This is a genomic window from Chloracidobacterium sp. (assembly GCA_015075585.1).
Taxonomy (GTDB): Bacteria; Acidobacteriota; Blastocatellia; order Pyrinomonadales; family Pyrinomonadaceae; genus OLB17.
Genome location: JABTUB010000001.1, coordinates 1,037,065 through 1,052,742, shown reverse-complemented (window position 1 = coordinate 1,052,742; position 15,678 = coordinate 1,037,065). Strand labels below are relative to the sequence as shown.

Here is a 15,678-nt window from a genome sequence, read left to right as displayed (position 1 = left end):
CGGATGCGGAAACAATTCTGGTCGGACAAAAGGCTTTTCGGTACAATATTTAACCGACACGCCGCAGCGTATGACGAATGAGCAGCATCTGATCGACGGCCTTCCCGACAAGGAAGCCGCGCAAAGCTTTATCAAACGCCTCGAAGAGCGTCATCCCTCCGCGCTCGCGAAGCTGCGGCGAAAGGAAGCGTTGCTCGCGGACGTGCTTACGATCGTTTCTTACAGCCCGCTTCTCGCAACAACGCTGCTCCGGCATCCCGAATACTTCTGGTGGCTCGAACGCCGCCGCCTCGACAGCGGCGTGCGCGGCAGGCAGGAAATGTCCGAGTCGCTCGCACGTTTCGCCCTCACGAATTCGCAGCTTGATACGCCGGCGATGTATGCGCGGTTCCGCCGCCGCGAACTCCTGCGCATTTATCTGCGCGACATCCGCTCGCTCGCTACGATCGCCGAGATCACCGAAGAGATATCTAACCTTGCCGATGCGATCCTAGGATCGGCACTTGAACAAGCCCGCCGCGAGGCCGATAACCGTTATGGAGCACCGCAGGAAACGAACGAAAAAGGCCGCGCCGCGCGCTCCGATATCTGCATCGTTGCCTTGGGCAAGCTCGGTTCGCGCGAGCTTAACTATTCTTCTGACATCGACCTGCTTTTCATTTACTCGAACGAGGGCAAGACGGCAGGCAACGGAACAAAGGGGCAGATCACCAATCGCGAATACTTCATAAAGCTCGCCGAGATCGTCATTAAACTCGTCGGACGCGACACGACCGAAGCAGCTTACCGGGTCGATATGCGGCTGCGGCCCTACGGCACGCTCGGTTCGCTTGCAATGTCGCTGACCGACACCATCGCGTATTACAAGAACGAAGCACGTCCGTGGGAGCGGCAAGTGCTTGTGCGTTCGCGTCCCGCCGCAGGTGATGCGAAGGTGTTTTCGCGGTTCTACGCGGCTGCCGAGCCGCTTATCTATCCGCTGGATGAAGATGTCGCCGCTGCACTCGATAATGTGCGGCGTTCAAAGGAAAAGATAGATATATCACGGCTTGATCGCCGCGGATTCGACGTAAAACTCGGCCGCGGAGGCATACGGGAGATCGAATTCATCGCACAGGCCCTCCAGCGTGCACACGGCGGACGCGACGCTTGGCTTCGTATGCCCCACACGCTCATTAGCCTCGATCGCCTTGCCGACCGCCGCTTGATCTCAAGCGAAGAGCTTACCGGCCTTGCTGCGGCGTACGCATTCCTGCGAAAGACCGAACACGTCCTTCAGATGGAGAACGGCCTGCAAACTCACGAACTCCCGACCGATAACGAAAAGCTTAACCTTCTTGCACGGCGTCTCGGCTTTGCCGCAAGCAGCGAGTTCGACGCTGCGTTGACGCGCCACTGCGGCCGTGTGTCGGCTGTATTCATACGGATCTTCGGCACAGAGGACGCGCCTGCCGTGCCGCTGATGCCGACACGCGGCGAAGGCCGCTTGGATCGCACACAAGACCGTCGAACACCGATCCGAGAGGCGATCGACGCCGCCCAACTCGACCTTGATGACGAACAGGCCGCTGTTATTGCAAAGATCGAGGCGTCTTCGCTGTTCCTCTCCGAAATGATCGCGGCCTTGCCCGCCCTGGCCGAAGCCATACCGAGCCGTACCGAGATGGCGGAAACACCTGACTTCGAGGCCGAATTGCTGGACGCGGTCGAGGAAGCCCGCGATTTCGGCACTCGGCTGACGGCTCTTCGCACACGTTGGCCGCAGCTGCTCATCGGCATCGCAGCCGCTGATCTTTTGGGCGAGATCGATATAAAGGAAGCCAAACGCCGACAGACCCTGCTTGCGGAAGCAAGCATCAAAGCCGCACTTTTTGCCGTCGAACGCGAACTTGCACACCGTTCGATGCCCGTGCCGATCGAGTTCGAACTCGCCGTACTCGCACTCGGCAAACTCGGCGGCGGCGGCCTCGATTACGGCTCCGACCTCGATCTGGTGCTCGTCTATTTCGACCCGAGCCGGCAGATCGGTGAGCTGTCGCCGCCCGAATTCTATTCACGCGCGGTCGAACTTTTTACGAACGCACTCTCGTCGATGACAAGAAACGGCAATCTTTATCGCGTCGATCTGCGGCTGCGGCCATTCGGCACGAATGGGCCGAGCGCCATCTCGATCGATGCGTTTCTCGATTATATGAGAGAAACTGCCGCTGTCTGGGAAATGCTTGCCTTCGTCAAGCTCCGAAGTGTCGGCGGCGACCCAAGCCTGAGCGACAACGTCGAACGCGAGATGCGCGGCATTCTGCACGAGCGCGCACGCAGTATCGACGCAGATGCGTTCCGCACCGAATCACGCCGTATGCGGATCGCTCTCGAAGAACGAAAGCAGTTCGGCCGCCGCTCCTCTGATATTGATATCAAATACGCAGCAGGCGGAATGCTGGACGTCTATTTCGCGATGCGATACCTTCAGCTTCGCGACAACGTTCCGGACGAGGCACTCGACCGCTCGACGATCGCTATGCTTGAGCGTCTGAGATCGGCAGGCTCGCTTTCAACTCAGCAGTATTCGGACCTGAGTTCGGGATACAGTTTCCTTTCCGAGCTTGACCACGCCTTGAGGCTGACGCTTGGACGTCGAACGGTTTTGCCGTCCGCCGATGCGGCGACACTCGGCTTGATATGTGCCGGAATGCGGATCGCTTCGCCGCCCGAGCTTCTCGAACAGCTTACGCTTCATCGATTGGCCATCAGAAGTGCTTTTGACGAGATACTTCCGGCCGAAGCGGTTACTTCACTTCCGAATGAGCCTGCGTAACGAACAGTTCTTCGAGCGACTGCTTTACAGGATGTATGGAGATCAGCCTGCCGCCTGCTTCTCGGGTAATGGCGAGCACGGCGTCGATATCCGATTCGTCGAGGATGGTGATCGTAACACCTTTCGGCTTCGAGACAAGCACGGCTCCGGCAACGAACTCTATACGCTCACGGATCGCATCAGCCGTAACTCCTTTAACAATGATCTCAAGCCCGCGCTCATCGCCCGCTCCGATCAGCAGCTCGTTTAGGTCGCCGAACGCCGCAAGCCTACCGCCGCGAAGGATCGCAACTTCGTCGCAAAGGGCCTCGATGTCTGTAAGAATGTGCGTTGACATAAAGACCGTCTTGCCCTTGTCACGCAGGCCTGCGATAAGTTCCCGGATCTCACGGCGTCCCACAGGGTCGAGGCCGCTCATCGGCTCATCCATAAAGATGACCTCAGGATCGTTGATCAACGCCTGCGCAAGCCCTACGCGCTGGAGCATTCCCTTCGAGAATTTTCGAAGCTGGCGGTGCCAATCCTTTTCCTGCAGGCCTACTGCGTAAAGCAGTTCCTCTGCTCTCGCCTGTCGCTGCTGTTTTGTAGATCCGAATAGTTCTGCAAAGTAATTCAGCAGCTCGAACGCGGTCAAATAGTCGTAAAAATACGGATTCTCGGGACAATAGCCGATGCGGCGATGCATAGCGACATCACCGATATCGCGGCCGAGTATCTTTGCAGAACCGGCCGTCGGGAACTGCAGCCGCATCAATGTCTTGATCGTTGTGGTCTTGCCTGCGCCGTTTCCGCCAAGAAATCCGAAGATCTGCCCGGCGCGGACGTTCAACGTGAGGCCATCGAGGGCAAGCACACGCTTTTTCCGCCAAAAGCCCGTCTCATACTGCTTCGAAAGTCCGTTTATCTCGACTGCGTATTCCATATCGTAGTAACTATTCCGATCACTGACCGCCATTTGAAGCTGTTCCCGAACGCCGATCATCGACTGCCGCCGCGCATTTTTCGCGGTCAAGCACAAATGGGGTGCCGGCGGGCGAGACGATCCGGTTCTGTGCATCAATTTTAAAGTCGCGGCGGCCGGGAAGCTGCACATTCATCAGGCTCGCATTTATTTCGCGAAGATCGGTGACACAATGGCCGGTCCGCTGTTTGTATTCGGCAAGGGCGTTGTTCATAGCGTCGGTGTCATCAAGCGCGTCCAACTGGTCGAGCCGCCTCTGTGCCGTGATGCGTGTCTGTTCATCAGCAGCATCGGCGAGCATTTGGGTGTATATCACGCGAGCTGTCGCACGGCTCGCGCCCTCGGTCTTCATCGATGCGGCCATCAGTTTCATGAACGGAGCGGCCCCTGCGACCTCAGAACCTTTTTCATAGGTCGCGGCGGCATCATCGTAACGTTTGAGTCGCCAATAGATGTAGCCCAGATGTTGATAGAGCCTCCACTGATCGGGATTGTTCGCAATGCCCTTCTCGGCTATCGCAATTGCCTTGTCGGGATCGATCGCCGGCAGAACGATCGCGCCGTAGGCGTACGGAGCGATGAAATGCGGATCGAGCGTTGTCGCGGCATCAAGATACGGATAAAGAAGCCTCGGGTTCAGCGACCGCAGATCACCGAGGTCGATATCCTCATCCTGTTTTTCGACGAGTTTGCCGCCAATATATTGAAGCGCCCGCATCCAATACCAATCAGCGATCAAGCCTTCAAAGCCTAATGCAAAACCCTTCAGATGCGAGACGTCGAACATCAGATCGGAATCCTCATAACCCGCAGGAAGCGTCGGACGCCTGAGATCAAGGAACGGCCGTGCCCATGCCACCGCCGCTACGCCCGCAATAGCAATGACGGCCGTGATCGCAGCCGAACGTATGCGACCCGCAGTGTTCATTTGAAATTCCGCCTTCTAAAAACCAACACGGTTATTACGAGAACGACCGCGTCGTAGCCGACCGCATAAACAGTCGCTCCGCCGAGGAATGCGGCCGTCGGCACTTGGCCGTTCGCCGCGTTCACGATGAAGCTGAAATTCGATAGATTCGGCAGGATGTAATAGAGCGCCGAAAAGAACCATACGGCTGCGTTCGAGCCGAGGCTTGTCGCAAGATCGAGCAGAGAGGCAGAGAAATGCCCAATAATGAATACAAAGAATGTCAGCAGAGCCGACAACGCCGGCGTCGAGAATGACGAGAACATTATCGCAACGGCCGTCAATATCGTAAGTTCCAGGAAAATAAGCACTACGGCTCCCCAAACCGAAGGTATGAGCGACGAGCCGCCTACATATAACAGGGCGAGCGATACGCCGACTCCCATGACGGCGATGTTGAGCAGGAGCGTCAGGCAAAGACCGAGATATTTTCCGACGATGAATTCAGCACGCGTTACGGGCTTTGCAAATACGGAATAGACCGTACGCTTTTCGATCTCTTTCCACACAAGTCCGACGCCGACAAATATCGCGATGAACGCCCCGAAAAGCAGCACCGCGCTCAGCCCGAGATCGACTATTACGCGCTCGTCCTGGCCCGCGGTCAGTTCGCCGAGGAATATCGCACTCGCCGTTATCAACAGCACAAAAACGATCAAATTGTATAAGATCCGATCGCGTATCGCCTCGCGAAAAGCATTTTTCGCGATGGCCATGATCCGGGGCAGGGATCGTGTTCCTTCGTTCTGCATTATCTGAGGTAAAGGTGCGTGCACGTCACGCAACGCGGTATTTTATCATATTAAGGGGTTGCTTCGGGCGTATCGCCGGGGCCGTTATCCGAATACTGTATGGTCGCATTCGTTGGCGGGAGTTCAGCCGGCGGCATGATGGACGGGTCAGCCTGCGAGAGTTGAAACGCCTTAAGCCCGCCGTCCTTTATCAAATGATACCAGCCCTTTGCCTGCCGCGGCTCGATCGATCTGGCGATGTCGAGATGTTCTGCGGCCGCATCCGTCTTCCCTATCGACTCCAAAAAGAGTGCGAACTCGGTCTGCATATAGACCGAACGCGGATAAACAAGCACGCCTTCGCGGTACGCATCTTCGGCTCCTGCGGCGTCGCCGGCGGCCATTCGCTGCTTTGCAAGCTCTGAATACGTCAGCGACATCGCGATGCCGTGCTCAATACCCTTTTGCGTCATCTTGGCGGCATCCGCAAAGTCTCCCATCGAACGGAAACGAGCGGCGTATGAGAGATACGCTCCCGAATATTCCGGGTCGATCGCAAGTGCCTTTTTGTAATCGGCGATCGCGCGTTCGTTATCAACGGTACTCTCGGCATCACGGACGAAATACTCCGCCGCGGCTTTTGACGCTCCGTAGCCGAGCATAAGGATGGTCGATAATATGCCGAACGCGAAAAGCGCCTTTTTGAGCCGCCCGTTGCCGGCGTCGTTCGGTGCCGGTCGAAGTACCGAAACAGCCGCCGCAAAAACAAAGAAAAATGCTGCACCGTTCTGCGCCGATCGGAACGAAAATGAGCTGACCATCGAACTCACCGCGAACGCCGCCATTCCGCCTATCGCCGCCCATAAGATCAGCTTGTCTGCGTCAGTTTCGGCACCACGCTTAAAAACAGCCCAACCGAAGATCACGAACGGCGCAAAGAATAACGCCAGCCCTATAACACCAAGTTCGCTTAACACCTGCAGCGGCTCCGAATGTGCCCTTTCGACCAAAATATCCTCGGCGACCTCCGGCTGTTGAAAAAACGTGTCATGCCGGCGGAACGCAATTCTTGTATTATTGAACTCACGTCCGAAATTGTCGGCGCCGACGCCTAATAGCCAGTGATCTTCAAACATTTGCGATCCAACGGCCCAGATAAATACTCGAAGCTTTGTTGAACTTCGCTCCGGATCGCTCGTGCCGGAGAGGTAATTTGATGTTGACGGAACATCTGATAAATAACTGAAATAACCTTGAAAGGCCAAAGTGAATGCCACGGCCAGTACGGCCGCCACTGCCAACTGACGCCAGAGCCTCCTGCCTGTCGATAGGACACATCCAACAAAAAATACAGCAAAACCAATAAGCCCCGCCAGAAATGCCCCCTTACTGAGTGCGAACATGGACGCCTGCCAGGACAGAATCGCCGAGGCGACAATTGCGTATCGCCAAACGCCCTTTGACACAATGGCGGCTCCCAGCAACAAGGGTGAGATCGTGGAGAGCAACTCTCCAAATTTCCCATAGCGAACGCGAAGAAACGCCTCACTGTCCGAAAAATTCGTGATCGAAAGATAATCCAACAGACACAGGATTCCAATGATGCCGCCTGCAATGCTGAGTATTCCAAAAATGAGGCCGAGATCGTTCTGCAGCCGGACTATCGCAAGAACGGTTAAGAACACGGCAAGGTAAAGGCCCCAAAGCAAAGTATGGTGTAGGATCGATTCGATGGAGTTAGCCCATACCGATGACAGACAGCTCCAGACGGCGAAAGCGGCAATAGCACAAAGGATCTGGGTATCGTTTCTCCTTAGTACGGCGATCAGCAACCGTACCCTGACCCCTGAAATTCGAACGAGCAGTAAAACCAACAGCTCTGCGATCGCGACCGCTGATTCCGCGCGATACGGATGAGCTACCGGAATGACCGGGGTAGGCAGATAAAACAGCACCAACAACAATGACGCTGCGAATAGTACCGACGCCACAACGATTGGCGTTCGGCCGAGTCGAGCGGTGTTGGTTTGATCAGGGACTGCGACAGTCATTCGGTAGGCCGGCATAGCCGCTAAATCATTACTCAAAATTCTAACATCGCAACCGGCGGAAACAATATCTCGAGCGCGGTATATGGCGCAAAGGACAAAAAAGGCGCATTAAAGGCGCCGGTCAGTAAACATCCGGAATGTCGGCAACTTATAACGGCGGAGCTGACCGCACGGCAGCAATGGTCGTAAAATGTGTGAGCATCGTGTCTGTCCGTACCACTCCGTCGGTCGAAACACCAAAGCGGCGAGCTCCTGTCTGGGTTAAGCCCGAAGTATTTGTCGGAACGGCCGAAAAGGCGAATTGCGGAAGATCGGTAGGTGTCTGGCTGGTCTTCGCCCCGACAAAGGAGTACCCGTCCTTTTGACCGGAGGCCAGAATGCCGTCGATGATCGCATCAGCCGCGAGTGCGGGAAAGACCGCGGTATCAAAGGCAGTGTTCCCTGCAAAGTTGCCATTGCCGCGCGTTGCGGCGTAAACATTCTGTGCGCCGTGGAACACACGCATCGTGGCGATCGCACTTGCCTCGTTGGCACTTCGCCGTGCCGCCAAGAAATTTGGAACTGCGATGGCGGCCAATCCGCCAATTATCACGACCACGATCAATAGTTCGATGAGCGAGAATCCTGTTTGGTGTGTTCGCATGGCGCTGCCTTCCGTAAGTACCATTACCAATCAAAATGACGGCGGAAAACACTCTCGTGTCTCCCGCCGTGCAAAGTTTAGGTCGAGTTAGCTGTTAGTTGCTCATCGGCGATGCGCCTTCAACTGCTGCAACGGTCGCATACTGTGAAGCGACGGTCGTGTCAGCCTTGAGCACACCATCGGTCGAGACACCGAAGCGGCGGGCACCCGTAGCGGTCACACCGCTCGTGGTTGACGGGATCGCACTGAACGCGAATGTTGCAGGAGCCGTTGCCGACGAAGCGACACGCGCGCCGACGAAGTTATAGCCGCTCTTCGTACCCGTTGCGAGAACGCTGTCGATAAGGCCCGGCGTTCCGAGAGCCGAAAGAGCCGTACCGTCAAATGACGTTGCACCGGCGTAGTTGCCGCTGCCATACGTCGAAGCGTAGGTCATCTGAGCACCATGAAGTGTGCGCATTGCTGAAACTGCTGAACCTTCGTTCGCGCTGCGGCGTGCAGCAAGCAGGTTAGGGATGGCGATCGCGGCGATGATGCCGATGATTACGACGACGATCAAGAGTTCGATAAGCGAGAAGCCCTTTTGGTTTTTCATTTGTAGTTCACAATCTCCTAAAGATTTTTGAGTCGGTTTTATACCTTTCCCAGGCACCCTTTCGTTAACAAGCAGCGTGCCAAAGACGACAAACAAGACCGGAGACAAGAGATAGGGAGCCAGAACATCATTGTTTTCAGTATATTAGCAACATCGATGGCAAGAGGTGTAAAGCCCGAATTTGAGAGAGCACTCTGGATTTATAGGTCGGATTAACAGAATTTGGCAAGAATATGGTGACACTTTTTGTCAGACGGCTGAAGAAAAAGGCCGACCGGAGAAAACAGACAGAACGGCTGAGAAAACAGAAGGCATGCTATCGAATGAGGTGGCCAAGAGAATGGATGGGGCGTGAGGGTCTTCGCCATTACTGTCTATTTTATTTGCGTTCTCTACTTTTGCGATTTGAAGAGCGTCCCTTTGACGGGATTATTTTGCATTGACACTAGCATCGCCAATATTTCGTCGTATTGATTGTAAATATCGACAGCGGCCGTTCGATCGATGTAGCCGCACCTAACGGCAAGTTCGATCCACGTTTGGGTTTCAGCGGCCTCGCCTTCCGAGTCGTTCAATTTGGCGATAAAAGCAGCTTCATAACGGCGTTTACGCCACGCCTCCGCAATGTTTGCGGCAACTGAGCGAGATGAGCGGCGTACCTGGTCGGTAAGCGAATAGGTCTCCTGCTTTGGAAAGGACCGGCTCAGGTCAAAGATCATCATTGCCGCTTCAAGAGCTTTTTGATAGACCACCAGGTCTTGATGACGCAGAATCTTCTTATTATCCATCCACTTTGTCCCTCGTCTGCTGTCGCTGGTCTCTCGTCTATTCCGCAGACCGCATACGTGCTGACAGTTCGCGGATGTCGTGTTTATCGAGCAGGTGGCGGAGCGAGCGGACGGGCATTTCGAGGAGTTCGGCGGCTTTTGTCTGGTTGCCGCCGGTCTTTCGCAGAGCCTCGACGACGTAGGTGCGTTCCAGATTATCGAGATGCTTTGAGAGGTTGATCCCGTCCTCGGGAAGTTCGAATTCTGACTTGATCCGGGAAGGATTGTAGTTGGTTATGTGGTCGGGCAGGCGCTCGGGCTGTATCTCGTCGCCGCGTTCCAAGGCAACGGCTCGCTCGATCGTATGCTCAAGCTCGCGGACGTTGCCGTGCCACGCGTAATTTTCGAGCATTTGCATCGCCTTTGGCGAGATCGTTACGCTGCGGCCGCTTTGGTCGCAGAATTTGCGTACAAAATGTTCGACGAGATCGGGAATGTCCTCAGAACGGTCGCGCAGCGGCGGCAGGTCGATCGGTATCACCGAAATGCGGTAGAAAAGGTCCTCACGGAACGTGCCGTCGTCGGCCATCTGCCGCAGGTCGCGGTTCGTCGCCGCGATCACGCGGGCATCGACCGCCATTTCATTATGAGCGCCGACAGGGCGAACGCGCCGCTCCTGCAGCACGCGCAGCAGTTTGACCTGCATCGACGGCGACATCTCACCGATCTCGTCCAGAAAGATCGTTCCTTTGTCCGCAGCTTCAAAAAGGCCCTTTCGGTTGGCATTGGCACCCGTGAACGCGCCTTTCACATAGCCGAAAAGCTCCGATTCAAGCAGCGTCTCAGTAAATGCGCCGCAGTTTATCGATATGAACGGCCGGTCGCCGCGCGGGCCGCGGTCATGTATAGCACGCGCGACAAGTTCCTTTCCGGTGCCGCTCTCGCCGCTTATAAGTACGGTGGACTGGACCTCGGCAACCGTCTCGATCATTTGAAAGACGGCATCCATCTTTGCTGAATGCCCTACAATGTTCTTTACGCTGCCCCGCTCGCGCTGTGCGCGTTTGAACGCGCGGTTCTCGCTAATGAGTTCCTGTTTTTCAAGCGTCTTGCGGACGACGAGTTTTAGCTCTTCGACATCGAACGGCTTTGAAACGAAATCATCCGCGCCGAGCTTGAAAGCCTCGCGTGCCGTATCGACCGAGGCAAATGCCGTCATAAAAATGATGCCGATATCGGGAAACGTCCCGCGGAGTTCGCGCAGCATCTCGATGCCGCCCATATCCGGCATTTTCACATCCGAGACGATGACGTCGGCAGGCGCATCGCGAAGAGCCTCGATGCCCTGCCGGCCGTTCATTGCCGTCCGAACCGTGTGCCCCTCGCCCTCAAAGACAAGAGTAAGGATCTGCCTGTAACTTTGTTCGTCATCGACGACGAGGATATTTGCCATTTCAGCAGGAAGTTCGGCATCGAACGCTCCGATCAGCGGAAGGCCCGGCCGGTCTAGCTATTTTCACAGAAATGCAGTAAGCACTTCAAGTAATATTCAGTTCATTCCCGATTCAGCCTTCAATATTCAGGAGCTTTTGAAGCCCGCTTGCCGGCGGCTGCTCCTCGGGTTTTGACGGCAATGAACGATTCTCGCCGGGCAGCTCGACGGTTATTGTCGTACCCGAACCTTCCCGGCTGCGCACGTTTATCGTTCCGTTATGGTCTCTTACTATTTGATAAACGATAGAAAGTCCCAGCCCTGTGCCGCCCGTTGTCGAGTTAGCGAACGGCTCAAAGAGCTGTTCGACCTGTTCCTGAGACATACCGCAGCCCGTGTCTGCAAATGTGATACGTACACGCTTGCTCGGGATCGTTTCCAGCGCGATCGACAGCGTACCGCCGTCAGGCATCGCCTGGATCGCATTGCGTGCAAGGTTCCAAAATATCTGTTTAAGTTGTGCCGCATCGGCCGCAACGATGACAGGTTCCGTCCCTGCGTTCTCGATCAGAGTGTGTTCAGGCTTGATATCGGGGCTGTGGCGAAGCAGTTTTACGGTCTCACGTATCGCCTCGGCTATATCGACCTCGACGAACTCGCTTGCGGCCGGCCTCGCGTAGCTCAAAAAGTTGGTAATGATGCGGTTCAGCCTGTCGGATTCTTTCAGGATGATATCCATAAGGCTTGCCTGCGTCGAGCCTTCCGGCATTGACGATTCCAAAACCTGGATCGCGCCGCGCATCGCACCCAGCGGATTTCGTATCTCGTGTGCCAGGCCGGCCGCGACACGCCCGACGGCGGCCAAACGATCCTTTCGCCTGATGCTGTCCTCCATCGAGCGGATCTCGGTAAGGTCTTGGAACGTAAGGATCAGCCCCGTCGATTCGCCCGATTCGGAAAAAAGCGGTGAGATCGAATAGCCCACACGCACTGCAAAGCCCTCAGGCGTCAAAAGGTCTGTCTCAAAACGCGGAGCCTGTCCGCCGTCCTCCGCTGCATCCATCGAGAGCCTAATGGGTTCGTAAATATCGCCGAACAGTTTGTAAACCGATGCGCCCTGCATCACTTCCGCACGAAATCCCGTTATCTCGGTCGCGGCAGCATTGAACGTGTAAATATTCCCTTCAAGATCGGTCGTGATCAACCCTGAACGTATCGACTCGATAGTGCGCTCATGCAGGAGGCGAAGATTTGCAAGCGTTTTGGTCGTTTCCTGGAGCTGCTCACTCGCAACACGCCTGTCGGAAAGCCGCGAGGCAAGAAGCCCGACGACCAAACACGCAACCACATTGAAGCTGACGATCTGGAGGAACTTTCCTGCGGCAAGCCCGGAACTTCCCAACTCAAGCACCCCAAGCGACGCCATCATTGAGATCGCGATCAACTGAAGCGAGCAGAACGAGGCGAGCAGCAGCGTCGGCAGCGGCCGCAGGAACGCGCTTCCTACGCTTATCAGGACGATATATAGCGTGAGGTACGGCGACGAAAGGTCGCCTGAGCGCCACATCAGCCACGTTATAAGCAGTGAATCAAGGACGAATTGGACGCCGATCTGGAACGAGAAGTTCTTCCAGAGCCGAAGTAGAAAGAAGTAAACGATCGTCAGTCCGACACTTATCAAAAAGACGATGAACAGGACCTGCGGAAACTGATCCCATGCAAGCCGCAAATGCCCGCTGTTCCATATCCAGATCGTAATCAGCAGGACAAAGATCGTCATCAAACGCCCGATTATGAGCGTCTGGATGCGCTGCATCATTTTTGAACTTGCGGGTTCGGCGTTTTCGTTTAAACTGAACATGTCCCTTGTCTCAAAATATGGCGAACGACAGCACTCTCAGTAACTCGCCGACCTACGATGAACGACCGTGGGGCAGTTTCACCGTTCTCGACGACAGCGAACATTTTAAGGTCAAAAGGATCGAGGTTCTGCCGGGAAAACGCCTCAGCTACCAGCACCACTCAAAGCGCTCTGAGCATTGGTTCATCATCCGCGGCACGGCTAAGGTAACATTAAATGGCGAGGAATTGTTAGTCAATGCAGGCGGATCGGTAGATATTCCGGCCGGAACCGCACACCGTGTCGAAAACCCTTCCGAAATTGAACTGCTCGTCTTTATCGAAACACAGACCGGCACATACTTCGGTGAGGATGATATCGTACGGCTCGAAGATGATTTTGGAAGGCTATGACCGCCCGATAAGCCGCAAAACGGCTTCCGCGGCGTCGCCGAGACCGTCTGCGGTAACCGTCGGCTCAGCATCCAGCCGCTTCCGGTCTTCCGCACCATAACCTGTTAAAACCAATGCGGTCCGAATATTCGCGGCAAATCCGGTCTCGATGTCGGAACGTTTGTCGCCGATCATCCACGAGAGTTCAAGGTCGATCGCAAGATCCTCACAAGCCGCTTCTATCATGCCAAGCCCGGGCTTGCGGCAACGGCAGCCGGCATCCGGCAGATGCGGACAGAAATAAAAGCCGTCGATCATGCCGCTCAACGCGTCCTGCATTGCTCTGTGCACGGCGTGCATATCTTCAACAGAATATCGCCCTCTGCCGATGCCGGACTGATTTGTGAGCACAACAATCAGAAATCCCGCATCGCGCAGATCGCCGAGTGCCTTTGGCGTTTGCTCAAAGATGCGCAGATCCTCGACACGGTGGAGAAAATTCACCTCTTCGATCAGGGTCCCGTCGCGGTCAAGAAAGATGGCCGGCTTTTTCATATCTATTCAGTGGCAGCAGTTCCATCGCGCTCAAGAATGCTGACAGATCGGTCAAATACCATTTGAGGCGTTATGCGCGTCATACAGCGATGATCGATGGGGCAATCGCGCAAATGACACGGCGAGCAGTCAGCACCCGCAGTAATAATATGAGCATAACTTGAGAACGGCCTTGTGATGTTCGGGTCGGTCGGGCCGAAGATGACGAGGGTATTTGTTTGAACGGCCGCCGCCAGGTGCGCCAACCCCATGTCGTTCGACACCGTAAGATCAACAACGCTCAGTATCGCAACGCCCTCCGCAAGGCTCGTCCTGCCCGCGATATTGAAGATCGGCGACCTTGTCGCCTTTTCCACATCGGCCGCGATCTGAGCCTCATCTTTCGAACCCATTAAAACTACGTTCGCATCGCGCCGCCCGGAAAACATATCGGCAATTGCCGCGTAGCTTGCCGCAGGCCAGCGTTTCGCCGCCGAATTGGCCGAGCCGACGCCCAACACAATGGTTTCCTTTGTCGGATCGCATCCGAGATCCGCCAGATATTTGCGTGCGATCGATCTACGCTTGTCCGAGACCTCGAGCAATGCGTCCGGCACTTCGCCCCCGACCGTTTCACTGCCTAGGATAAGCCGTTCGATCTGACGCACAAGTTCGATGTAGTAGAAAGCCTCGTGCCGCCGGCCCTTCCACTCGGGCACCGCGATCGGGTCGGTCAACAGAAGGCCGCGCACATCCTTGTTGTAGCCGATCCGCCGAGGGATCTTTGATAAGAACGCGGTAAGCGCCGCCTCGAACGAGTTCGGCAGCAGGATCGCCAGGTCATAACGGTCCTCACGCAGGAACTGCGAATTGTCGAGCACATCTTTTACACGCCAACGGTGCTTTTCGTAGGTAACGATATCGTCAATAAAACTTGCTTCTTCGAAAAGCCCGTCGGCCCACGAGCGTGTATGCAGCGTAATGCGATCTTCGGGAAATATCCGCCGAAGCTCACGTAATGCCGGGATCGACATCACTGCATCACCGATCCAATTTGTACCGCGTACAAGTATCTTCATCAGGCATCGTGGGCAGAGAACAATGTCCGCAGGCCGTCCTCGACCGCGATCTGCGGTTCCCAGTCGAGTTCGAGCATTATGAGCGATGTATCGGTAACATAATTGAGCGGCACAGGCGCAGGCAGCGGATGATCAGTATCAATGACAGCCGAAAGGCCCGAGACCTCTTCCATCTTTGTGATAAGGTCGGTCAGACTCATTGCATTCGCACGGCCGCCGCCGATGTTATAAAGTCCGTGCCGTATCACAGACTCAAAGAACGCTGAACACGCGCGTGCAAAGTCATCAACGTGCAGGATATCGCGGATAGGCGTTCCGCCGGCAGGCAGCCGGATCGCCTCGCCAAGATTGATCGCATTTGCATAGTGGCCCGCAAAACTCGGCCTGTTGCCTTCGCTCATTGGTGCGTAGGCGGATGAAAGACGAAAAATACACGAGCGAAAGCCGCGAGCGTTCGCATAATATTCGACGTATTTCTCAGCAATGAACTTCGACCATTCGAAAGATGATTGCCCCGAATATGAAACCGGCACGGTCTCGGGCACATCAAAGTAATTATCCGCAAAGCGTCCGTATATATCCTTTGTTGACAAATAAATGAAGGCGGCTCCTTCACGCATCGACCGAAGGATATTGATAGTTCCCGCAACCTGCGTCTCAAAATTCTTTTCTTCACCGGCGGATGATCGATCGAGGTTCGCCGCCATGTGGATAACCAAGTCGTATTCACTCGCGATCGCAGCATCTTGGCGGATCAAAACATCCTTGCCCGAACGTCTCGACAGGTCGTCAGCACCGAAAAAACGCCTCACATGCGTGCCGAGATAACCGCTTCCGCCCGTAACGAGTACCTTCATAGGTCAATTAGAAG

13 protein-coding genes and 1 pseudogene are annotated in these 15,678 nt (G+C 55.3%); 2 read left to right on the top strand and 12 right to left on the bottom strand.

All coding sequences use genetic code 11. The annotated features are described in order from the left end of the window. Positions 1-70 precede the first annotated feature (70 nt). Entirely contained in the window at positions 71-2,815 is a 2,745-nt protein-coding gene (locus HS105_04770; protein ID MBE7515913.1) for a hypothetical protein, read from the top strand. On the opposite strand, the gene HS105_04765 is transcribed toward HS105_04770, so the two are convergent. The 9 genes and pseudogenes from HS105_04765 to HS105_04725 form a co-directional block, all read right to left on the bottom strand. Continuing rightward, positions 2,787-3,737, bottom strand: a complete 951-nt coding sequence (locus HS105_04765; protein MBE7515912.1) for an ABC transporter ATP-binding protein — start codon at positions 3,735-3,737, stop codon at positions 2,787-2,789. The two genes, HS105_04770 and HS105_04765, sit on opposite strands and share 29 nt — an antisense overlap. A gap of 19 nt (positions 3,738-3,756) precedes the next feature. Continuing rightward, entirely contained in the window at positions 3,757-4,704 is a 948-nt protein-coding gene (locus HS105_04760) for a hypothetical protein (GenBank protein ID MBE7515911.1), read from the bottom strand. Next, complete coding sequence (locus HS105_04755; GenBank protein ID MBE7515910.1) at positions 4,701-5,495, bottom strand: ABC transporter permease subunit; 795 nt, start codon at positions 5,493-5,495, stop codon at positions 4,701-4,703. The genes HS105_04760 and HS105_04755 overlap by 4 nt, the downstream gene beginning before the upstream one ends. A gap of 50 nt (positions 5,496-5,545) precedes the next feature. Further along, positions 5,546-7,465 (bottom strand): O-antigen ligase family protein, encoded by a 1,920-nt coding sequence (locus HS105_04750; protein ID MBE7515909.1) that lies wholly within the window; start codon positions 7,463-7,465, stop codon positions 5,546-5,548. 208 nt (positions 7,466-7,673) lie between these two features. Continuing rightward, positions 7,674-8,192, bottom strand: coding sequence for a prepilin-type N-terminal cleavage/methylation domain-containing protein (locus HS105_04745; GenBank protein MBE7515908.1), 519 nt, complete (start codon positions 8,190-8,192; stop codon positions 7,674-7,676). A 487-nt stretch (positions 8,193-8,679) separates the two neighbouring features. Next, positions 8,680-8,763 (bottom strand): annotated as a pseudogene (locus HS105_04740) (prepilin-type N-terminal cleavage/methylation domain-containing protein). Positions 8,764-9,155: 392 nt separating this feature from the next. Then, complete coding sequence (locus HS105_04735) at positions 9,156-9,551, bottom strand: four helix bundle protein (protein MBE7515907.1); 396 nt, start codon at positions 9,549-9,551, stop codon at positions 9,156-9,158. Between the two features lie 37 nt (positions 9,552-9,588). Next, positions 9,589-10,983 carry a sigma-54-dependent Fis family transcriptional regulator gene (locus tag HS105_04730; GenBank protein ID MBE7515906.1) on the bottom strand — a complete coding sequence of 465 codons (1,395 nt, stop codon included), beginning with the start codon at positions 10,981-10,983 and terminating at the stop codon, positions 9,589-9,591. Between the two features lie 112 nt (positions 10,984-11,095). Further along, positions 11,096-12,781, bottom strand: coding sequence for a PAS domain S-box protein (locus tag HS105_04725; GenBank protein MBE7515905.1), 1,686 nt, complete (start codon positions 12,779-12,781; stop codon positions 11,096-11,098). 59 nt (positions 12,782-12,840) lie between these two features. On the opposite strand from HS105_04725, the gene HS105_04720 reads away from it, so the two are divergent. Then, on the top strand, positions 12,841-13,215 hold the full coding sequence (locus tag HS105_04720) for a phosphomannose isomerase type II C-terminal cupin domain (protein MBE7515904.1): 375 nt from the start codon (positions 12,841-12,843) through the stop codon (positions 13,213-13,215). Here HS105_04720 and HS105_04715 read toward each other — a convergent pair. Genes HS105_04715 through HS105_04705 form a run of 3 tightly spaced genes read right to left on the bottom strand, consistent with a single transcriptional unit; the run spans position 13,210 to position 15,664 of the window. Beyond that, positions 13,210-13,749 carry an HAD family hydrolase gene (locus HS105_04715; GenBank protein ID MBE7515903.1) on the bottom strand — a complete coding sequence of 180 codons (540 nt, stop codon included), beginning with the start codon at positions 13,747-13,749 and terminating at the stop codon, positions 13,210-13,212. The genes HS105_04720 and HS105_04715 overlap by 6 nt on opposite strands. A gap of 2 nt (positions 13,750-13,751) precedes the next feature. After that, positions 13,752-14,807, bottom strand: coding sequence for a lipopolysaccharide heptosyltransferase II (waaF, locus tag HS105_04710; GenBank protein MBE7515902.1), 1,056 nt, complete (start codon positions 14,805-14,807; stop codon positions 13,752-13,754). Continuing rightward, complete coding sequence (locus HS105_04705; protein ID MBE7515901.1) at positions 14,807-15,664, bottom strand: NAD-dependent epimerase/dehydratase family protein; 858 nt, start codon at positions 15,662-15,664, stop codon at positions 14,807-14,809. The genes waaF and HS105_04705 overlap by 1 nt, the downstream gene beginning before the upstream one ends. Positions 15,665-15,678: the final 14 nt, after the last annotated feature.

Excerpts from the sequence above, each read along its gene's own strand:
- waaF (MBE7515902.1), bottom strand. The coding sequence starts at position 14,807 with ATGAAGATACTTGTACGCGGTACAAATTGGATCGGTGATGCAGTGATG.
- HS105_04725 (MBE7515905.1), bottom strand. The coding sequence starts at position 12,781 with ATGATGCAGCGCATCCAGACGCTCATAATCGGGCGTTTGATGACGATC.
- HS105_04705 (MBE7515901.1), bottom strand. The coding sequence starts at position 15,664 with ATGAAGGTACTCGTTACGGGCGGAAGCGGTTATCTCGGCACGCATGTG.
- HS105_04755 (MBE7515910.1), bottom strand. The coding sequence starts at position 5,495 with ATGCAGAACGAAGGAACACGATCCCTGCCCCGGATCATGGCCATCGCG.
- HS105_04770 (MBE7515913.1), top strand. The coding sequence starts at position 71 with ATGACGAATGAGCAGCATCTGATCGACGGCCTTCCCGACAAGGAAGCC.
- HS105_04765 (MBE7515912.1), bottom strand. The coding sequence starts at position 3,737 with ATGGAATACGCAGTCGAGATAAACGGACTTTCGAAGCAGTATGAGACG.
- HS105_04730 (MBE7515906.1), bottom strand. The coding sequence starts at position 10,983 with ATGGCAAATATCCTCGTCGTCGATGACGAACAAAGTTACAGGCAGATC.
- HS105_04735 (MBE7515907.1), bottom strand. The coding sequence starts at position 9,551 with ATGGATAATAAGAAGATTCTGCGTCATCAAGACCTGGTGGTCTATCAA.
- HS105_04745 (MBE7515908.1), bottom strand. The coding sequence starts at position 8,192 with ATGGTACTTACGGAAGGCAGCGCCATGCGAACACACCAAACAGGATTC.
- HS105_04720 (MBE7515904.1), top strand. The coding sequence starts at position 12,841 with ATGGCGAACGACAGCACTCTCAGTAACTCGCCGACCTACGATGAACGA.
- HS105_04715 (MBE7515903.1), bottom strand. The coding sequence starts at position 13,749 with ATGAAAAAGCCGGCCATCTTTCTTGACCGCGACGGGACCCTGATCGAA.
- HS105_04760 (MBE7515911.1), bottom strand. The coding sequence starts at position 4,704 with ATGAACACTGCGGGTCGCATACGTTCGGCTGCGATCACGGCCGTCATT.